This is a genomic window from Ruminococcus sp. CAG:57, assembly GCF_000435935.1.
Taxonomy (GTDB): Bacteria; Bacillota; Clostridia; order Oscillospirales; family Ruminococcaceae; genus Hominimerdicola; species Hominimerdicola aceti.
Window position 1 is genome coordinate 1 of the sequence record NZ_FR890679.1, and the last position, 6538, is coordinate 6538.

At 39.8% G+C, this 6538-nt stretch carries 7 protein-coding genes; all 7 read right to left on the reverse strand.

All coding sequences use genetic code 11. The features are described from left to right. On the reverse strand, positions 1-336 hold a 336-nt coding region (locus QVO88_RS00490), incomplete at its 3' end, for an NUDIX hydrolase (protein ID WP_288177658.1). After that, positions 336-1529, reverse strand: coding sequence for an NAD-dependent epimerase/dehydratase family protein (locus tag QVO88_RS00495; protein ID WP_022286573.1), 1194 nt, complete (start codon positions 1527-1529; stop codon positions 336-338). The genes QVO88_RS00495 and QVO88_RS00490, both read right to left, overlap by 1 nt. A 13-nt stretch (positions 1530-1542) precedes the next feature. Continuing rightward, positions 1543-2733 (reverse strand): UDP-N-acetyl glucosamine 2-epimerase, encoded by a 1191-nt coding sequence (locus QVO88_RS00500; protein ID WP_022286574.1) that lies wholly within the window; start codon positions 2731-2733, stop codon positions 1543-1545. Between the two features lie 39 nt (positions 2734-2772). Continuing rightward, on the reverse strand, positions 2773-3282 hold the full coding sequence (locus QVO88_RS00505) for a sugar O-acyltransferase sialic acid O-acetyltransferase NeuD family (RefSeq protein WP_022286575.1): 510 nt from the start codon (positions 3280-3282) through the stop codon (positions 2773-2775). A 1-nt stretch (position 3283) separates the two neighbouring features. After that, complete coding sequence (locus QVO88_RS00510) at positions 3284-4318, reverse strand: polysaccharide biosynthesis protein (protein WP_022286576.1); 1035 nt, start codon at positions 4316-4318, stop codon at positions 3284-3286. 1 nt (position 4319) lies between these two features. Then, positions 4320-5840, reverse strand: coding sequence for a polysaccharide biosynthesis C-terminal domain-containing protein (locus QVO88_RS00515; RefSeq protein ID WP_022286577.1), 1521 nt, complete (start codon positions 5838-5840; stop codon positions 4320-4322). Between the two features lie 134 nt (positions 5841-5974). After that, a partial coding sequence (locus tag QVO88_RS00520; RefSeq protein WP_288177660.1) for a glycosyltransferase occupies positions 5975-6538 on the reverse strand: 564 nt, incomplete at its 5' end.

Below are 6538 nucleotides of genomic sequence, written 5' to 3' on the forward strand. Positions count from 1 at the left end.
CTCGCCTGTATACTCGTGGCAGGTGTAGACGATATCAACGTTTGACACCTTATCGCCATTTGGATAAGTATACTGCATTTTTTCACCTGAATAGACGCCAAGCAGTTCGAGCTTTTTTGCTTTAAGACCTGTTTCCTCAAAAAGCTCTCTTTCGGCTGTTTGCTCAACAGACTCACCAAGTTCCACCGAGCCGCCTGCATATCCCCAGCTTCCGCAGTCTGTTCTCTGCTGCATGAGCATTTGTCCTACTTCGTTTATTACTATTACGCTTGCTCCCACCTGCAGCAGAGGGGTGTGGCCTAGGTGCTGGCGGAGGGATCTTATATATTCTGACATTACACAGGCTCCCCAAAAGTATCAGGATGACTTGGATCAAATATCTCATTGCAGGTCATAACAGTAACAAGATCCTCCGTATCACTGAGATTGATAATGTTATGTGTCCAGCCAGGTATCATGTGGATAGCCTCGATCTTATCTCCACTGACCTCAAACTCAACTTTCTCTCCTGTGTTTATGTTACGCTCCTGTATCAGACCATGACCGTGGACAACTATGAAAAGCTCCCATTTTGAGTTGTGCCAATGCTGACCCTTTGTGATGCCCGCCTTGCTTATATTTATACTTACCTGTCCGCAATCCTCTGTATGAACAAGCTCAGTAAAACTGCCTCTGTTATCTACATTCATTTTCAGCGCATACTTGAATTTATCTGAAGGGAGATAAGTAAGATACAAACTATACAGTTTCTTGGCAAAAGAGCCCTTTGGCATTTTAGGCATAAGCAGGGTCTTAGGCTGCTGCTTAAATTCTTCAAGAAGATCTACCACCTCGCCCAAAGTTACCTTATGAGTAACAGGCACATAACAATATCTGCCCTTATCATTTGCGACAGGCGTTACGCCGTCAAACTCGCAATGCTTTTCCTTGCCCTCAAGAAGATCAAACATACCCTCAACAAGGTCATCAATGTAAAGAAGCTCCAGTTCACTTGCTCTGTCATTTATGGAATACGGCTCGTCATTAGCCACGCAGTAGCAAAGTGTTGATACAAAAGAATTGTACTTTGGTCTTGAATGACCCATAAGGTTAGGAAACCTATATATTGCGACCTTTGCTCCTGTTTCTGCGGCATATTTCTGGAAAAGCTCTTCACCTGCGAGCTTGCTTCTGCCGTATTCTCCGTCATAACGCCCTATGAGCGTTGCCTGTATGGAGGACGAAAGCATGATAGTTGCCTTGTTATCATACTTTTTCAGAGTATCAAGAAGCTGTGACGCAAAACCAAAGTTTCCTTTCATGAAGTCCTCAGTATTCTCAGGACGGTTTACCCCTGCAAGATTGAAAACAAAGTCTGCTTCCTTGCAATACTCGTCAAGCTGTTCCTTTGTGGAATCTATATCATACTCATATATTTCTTCAACAGAAATATTCGGTCTTGTTCGATTTTTGTTATCTCTGATATTTTTCAGATTATTCACAAGGGCTGTTCCAACCATGCCCTTTGCGCCTGTAATCAATATCTTCATATTTCCACGTTCCTTACTGATCTTTTCTCCAGACCATTTTGTTGACTACATTAACATATCCCTGAATGATCCTTACGACTTTCATTGATACTGTTTCGTCCACATAGTCAGGACACGGCTTGCCGAGAACGCCTTTCTGCTTCATTTCGATAGCCATATCGGTAGCATTGAGCAGCTCTTTTGTTGTAATTCCTGCAAGGATAAAGTCCCCTGCTTCAAGTGCTTCAGGGCGCTCGGTAGAAGTACGGATACAAACTGCTGCGATAGGGTGACCTATTGAAAGATAGAAGCTGCTCTCCTCAGGAAGCGTTCCTGAGTCTGAAACGATAGCAAGTGCATTCATCTGCAAACAGTTATAGTCATTGAATCCCAGCGGCTCGTTTACTCTTACTCTAGGGTCGAGCTTAAAGCCGCTCTTTTCAAGTCTATGCTTTGAACGCGGGTGGCAGGAATACAATATTGGCATATCATACTTTTCAGCCAGTGCGTTTATTGCAGTAAACAGACTTGTAAAGTTCTTTTCTGTGTCGATATTCTCCTCTCTGTGTGCAGAAAGAAGAATATACTTATCCTTTTCAAGACCCATACGTTCAAGAACGTCAGAAGCCTGAATTTTATCCAGATTACCACGAAGGACTTCCGCCATAGGCGAGCCTGTCATATATGTTCTTTCCTTTGGAAGTCCGGTATCAGCAAGATACTTTCTTGCAAACTCGGAATAGCAAAGATTTACGTCAGAGATAACGTCGACTATTCTTCTGTTTGTTTCCTCCGGGAGGCACTCGTCCTTACATCTGTTTCCTGCTTCCATATGAAAAAGCGGGATATGAAGTCTTTTAGCGGAGATAGCTGACAGACAGCTGTTTGTATCGCCAAGGACAAGATAGGCGTCAGGCTGCAATTCTGAAAGCAGTTCATAGCTTCTGCCGAGAATATTTCCGCAGGTAACGCCCAGATTATCCCCTACTACAGGAACAAGAATATCAGGGCCGAACTCGCCGAAAGTGTTTTTCAGCTCGAAATCCTCCCAGAAAACTGTACTGAGGTTACGGTCCCAGTTCTGATTGTAATACACAACGCAGGTATCAAAATACTCACGGCATCTTCTTATTACAGCCGCCAGGCGAATGATCTCAGGGCGGGTGCCGCAGCCGATCATTACCTTTGTTCTGCCGTCATTTTTCCATTTAAAATTATGTTCCATATACTTTCCTCCTGAGGTCAGCCACGACCTTTGGTAAAATCATTTATTCACAGGATACTGTCTAAGCTGCACAACTTCTCCGGCTTCTATCTTACTCAGCGCTGCGATCCTATTTTCGCCTTTTACTATTGCTCCAAGGCAGATATGACAACCCTGTTCGATCACACAGCCATGGTCTACGATAGCGCCCAGATTGATGATACAGCCACGTTTCACTGTCACATCTGTATTGATAACAGCTTTCGGAAGCACCACAACGCCATTTTCGATAGAAGCGGTAGGACTTACATAAGCTGTAGGATGCACAACAGTGGCAAGTCTGCCGTCTGCTCTAGTTATTTTATCGCACCAAGACAAGCGAAACTCGTTATTTCCAAAGGCAGGAATAAATTCCGTATCGTCAGCAATATATTTAGCAAAAGAATCAAGCGTACGGTCGGCAAATCTATCGTCCAGCATAGCTATCACATCATAGCCCAACTGTTCAGAAACGTCCTTAACAGTATTTGCATATCCGCCTGCACCGAGGATGACCAACTTCTTTGACATATCAATCCTCAGCCAATCTCTCCTGGATATATGCAAGCTTAAGCATTTTTTCCTTTATTTCTTCCTTATTAAGGAGCTTTGTATTATTACTATTGAACTCAGTGAGAGTATTTCTGTCTGCGTCGCCGTCTCTAAAGAACTTATCATAGTTCAGGCCTCTATTATCGGCAGGGACACGATAGAAGCCGCCAAGGTCGATAGCCTTTGCGCACTCCTCATTGGTAAGAAGTGTTTCATACATTTTCTCGCCGTGGCGTATACCAATGACTTTGATATCCTCTTTTTTGCCGCCAAACATTTCAGTAACGGCTTCAGCCTGAAGACCGATAGAGCAAGCGGGGGCTTTCATGATAAGCAGGTCGCCGTTTTCTCCGTTCTCAAAAGCATAGAGTACAAGGTCGACAGCTTCTTCAAGTGACATAATGAAACGAGTCATATTAGGCTCTGTTACAGTGATAGGGTTGCCTGCTTTGATCTGATCGATCCACAGAGGAATAACAGATCCACGGGAGCACATTACGTTACCATAACGAGTACAACATATTTTAGTTTTACCGCTATATCTGCTCTTAGCGATAGCGACGCTTTCTTCAAGAGATTTTGACTTACCCATGGCATTGATAGGGTAGGCTGCCTTATCAGTTGAAAGGCATATTACTGCTTCAACGCCCTCCTCGATAGCGGCTGTCAGGACGTTATCCGTACCGATAATATTAGTTTTTACGGCTTCCATTGGGAAAAACTCACAAGACGGGACCTGCTTGAGTGCAGCCGCATGGAATATGTAATCTACGCCGTGCATAGCGTCCTTACAGGACTGCAAATTTCTCACGTCGCCTATGTAGAACTTGATCTTATCCGCTACCTCAGGCATTTTCGCCTGATACTCATGACGCATATCGTCCTGTTTTTTTTCGTCTCTCGAAAATATTCTGATCTCTCCGATATCTGTTTCCAGAAATCTATTTAATACTGCGTTTCCAAATGATCCCGTTCCTCCGGTTATCATTAGGGTTTTGTTTGTGAATTGTGACATGTTATTTTCCTCCAACTGCTTTAATTTTTTTTAGTACAGAACATACTATGTTTTTTTCGTATGTATTCATTCCAAATTTTATAAGTAAGACTCCATAAACTAACATCATTATAGATATCTTTACACAGAGCCATACCCAACCAACAGGCATAAATATTTTAAAGATAATGCCAACTATAAATGCGATTACCAAACAAGGTACTATGCCTTTAAAAATACCATAATAATAAAATTTAAGACTTATATCAAGCTTTTTCTTAAATATAACATTCATAACCACTACATCTCCAAGTATAAGAGAAATAAATGTTCCAATCGTAGCACCTATCAAAGGATTCCAACTAATCAATAATGCAGTAAGAGCAATATTCAATATGACAATAACAATTTTTAGTACAGACTGCTCTTTGTGCTGATTCATAGCCCACAAAATCTGTGTTCCAATTGATTCAGTTAATATAAAGATATACGCTGCCATTAAAATAGTTGCAACAACATAAGCCTGAGAATTATCATTTCCAGCCCACAAAATGATAAATTCCTTTCCATTTACTATAAACACACATAGAATTAAAGAAAGCATCATGAAAATAATTCTACCGACCTTAACCATTTCTTTAGTTAACTCAGACGATGACGCTCTTTCCTCAACTACCTTTACAACGCCTGGCATCAATACACCGGTAAACGCTGAACCAATGGATTGAAAATATTGTACAATCTGTGTACCAACACCATAAACCGCTAAAATTCCAGCAGAAGCTTTCACAAGCGAGCCAATCAATATTTGATCTACCGTAGAATTTAATTGTGTCGCAACCATTTGGAGCAATATCAATGAGGAATATGCTACTATTTCTTTTACAAACGAAAAGTCAATTCCCCTAAATAAAGGTTTCAGTTTTATTATCAAATTTACATATACAATAAAGTACAAACGACATAAAACTGTCATTAATAAGTTAACAGCTACAATTCCAATACTTCCCCAGCCAGCTACTAATACAACGTAGGTAAGAATCATTCTAACTATAATTTGTACTATAGATGCTATTCGCGAAACTGCAAATTTTTCATATGCAATTAAAATATTATTGTAAACCGTTGTACCAAGAGTTACAGCAGAATTAAACATCGTAACGCCAAGCAAAATTTGCCCCAATCTAATCTCTGAATCAGACAAGCCCTTGGAAAACACCTTAGGAAAAATAACAACCAAAACACACCCTATGATAATTGCAATAACCGCAATTATTAAATAGAAAATTATAGCAACAGCTAAAAAATTTCGTTCTTTATTTCTATCATTTTCTACCCTATACTTGGCTATATATCTGATAATAGCATTACCAACGCCAAGATCCAGTAAAAGAAGGTATGCATTAATAGCAACAACTAGCTTGTATACACCATACTCAGCTTGTCCTAATGTACTTATAATAAATGGTGTCAACAATAAAGTTGATAGAACTTCAAAAATCATTAAAGCATAAGACAATATGACACCGATTTTTCTGCTCATTAAACACTTCTCCTACTTATGTCTGTATTTTATGCACTCTACATTGCTTCTGTATAAATATAAAATTCGTTTAAATATTTTCAGGAAAATTCACCCCTTCTTTTATTTAAAAGAAAAAAGCAATACTCTTATGACTAATAGTCCTTCATCATCAACATCAATTCATTTTGAAATTTATTTGACAAATCAACAATATCTGACCTACTATCATAAGCTTGAGCCATATCTACCGATAGAATGGCATCTGCAATTTGTTTAGGTGTTTGCTCATCATAGTAAAAAAGCTTGTCTCCTACATCTGAGCCCTCTATAGCAGGAATTCTGATACTTACAACTCGTAATCCATTAGATAAATACGAAAGAATCTTACTTGGAAATGATGTAGCATTAAATGCCGCATCAGGATTTTGCGTGCTCAAACCTATATCACAGCTTTGAATAAATCGTATATATTCATCACCATGTTTTAAGCCATCATATGAAACCACACATTTAGTCTTATTAGATACTCGAACAATTTCCTCTTTAAGATACTTTATTTCAATATCAGAACCAAATCCTATAACATGAATATGATAATTCTCATCAAGAAATTCAGCAGCATCTACAGCCGCTACTGCTCCACCTTTTCTTGGGTCAAATGTGCCTGCATAAACAATATGAGTCTTTCCATCATTAAACCTACAATTATAGTCAGG

What these genes read in the sequence shown, in the direction of transcription:
- QVO88_RS00495 (WP_022286573.1), bottom strand. Translation starts at nt 1,529, where the DNA reads ATGAAGATATTGATTACAGGCGCAAAGGGCATGGTTGGAACAGCCCTT.
- QVO88_RS00500 (WP_022286574.1), bottom strand. Translation starts at nt 2,733, where the DNA reads ATGGAACATAATTTTAAATGGAAAAATGACGGCAGAACAAAGGTAATG.
- QVO88_RS00505 (WP_022286575.1), bottom strand. Translation starts at nt 3,282, where the DNA reads ATGTCAAAGAAGTTGGTCATCCTCGGTGCAGGCGGATATGCAAATACT.
- QVO88_RS00510 (WP_022286576.1), bottom strand. Translation starts at nt 4,318, where the DNA reads ATGTCACAATTCACAAACAAAACCCTAATGATAACCGGAGGAACGGGA.
- QVO88_RS00515 (WP_022286577.1), bottom strand. Translation starts at nt 5,840, where the DNA reads ATGAGCAGAAAAATCGGTGTCATATTGTCTTATGCTTTAATGATTTTT.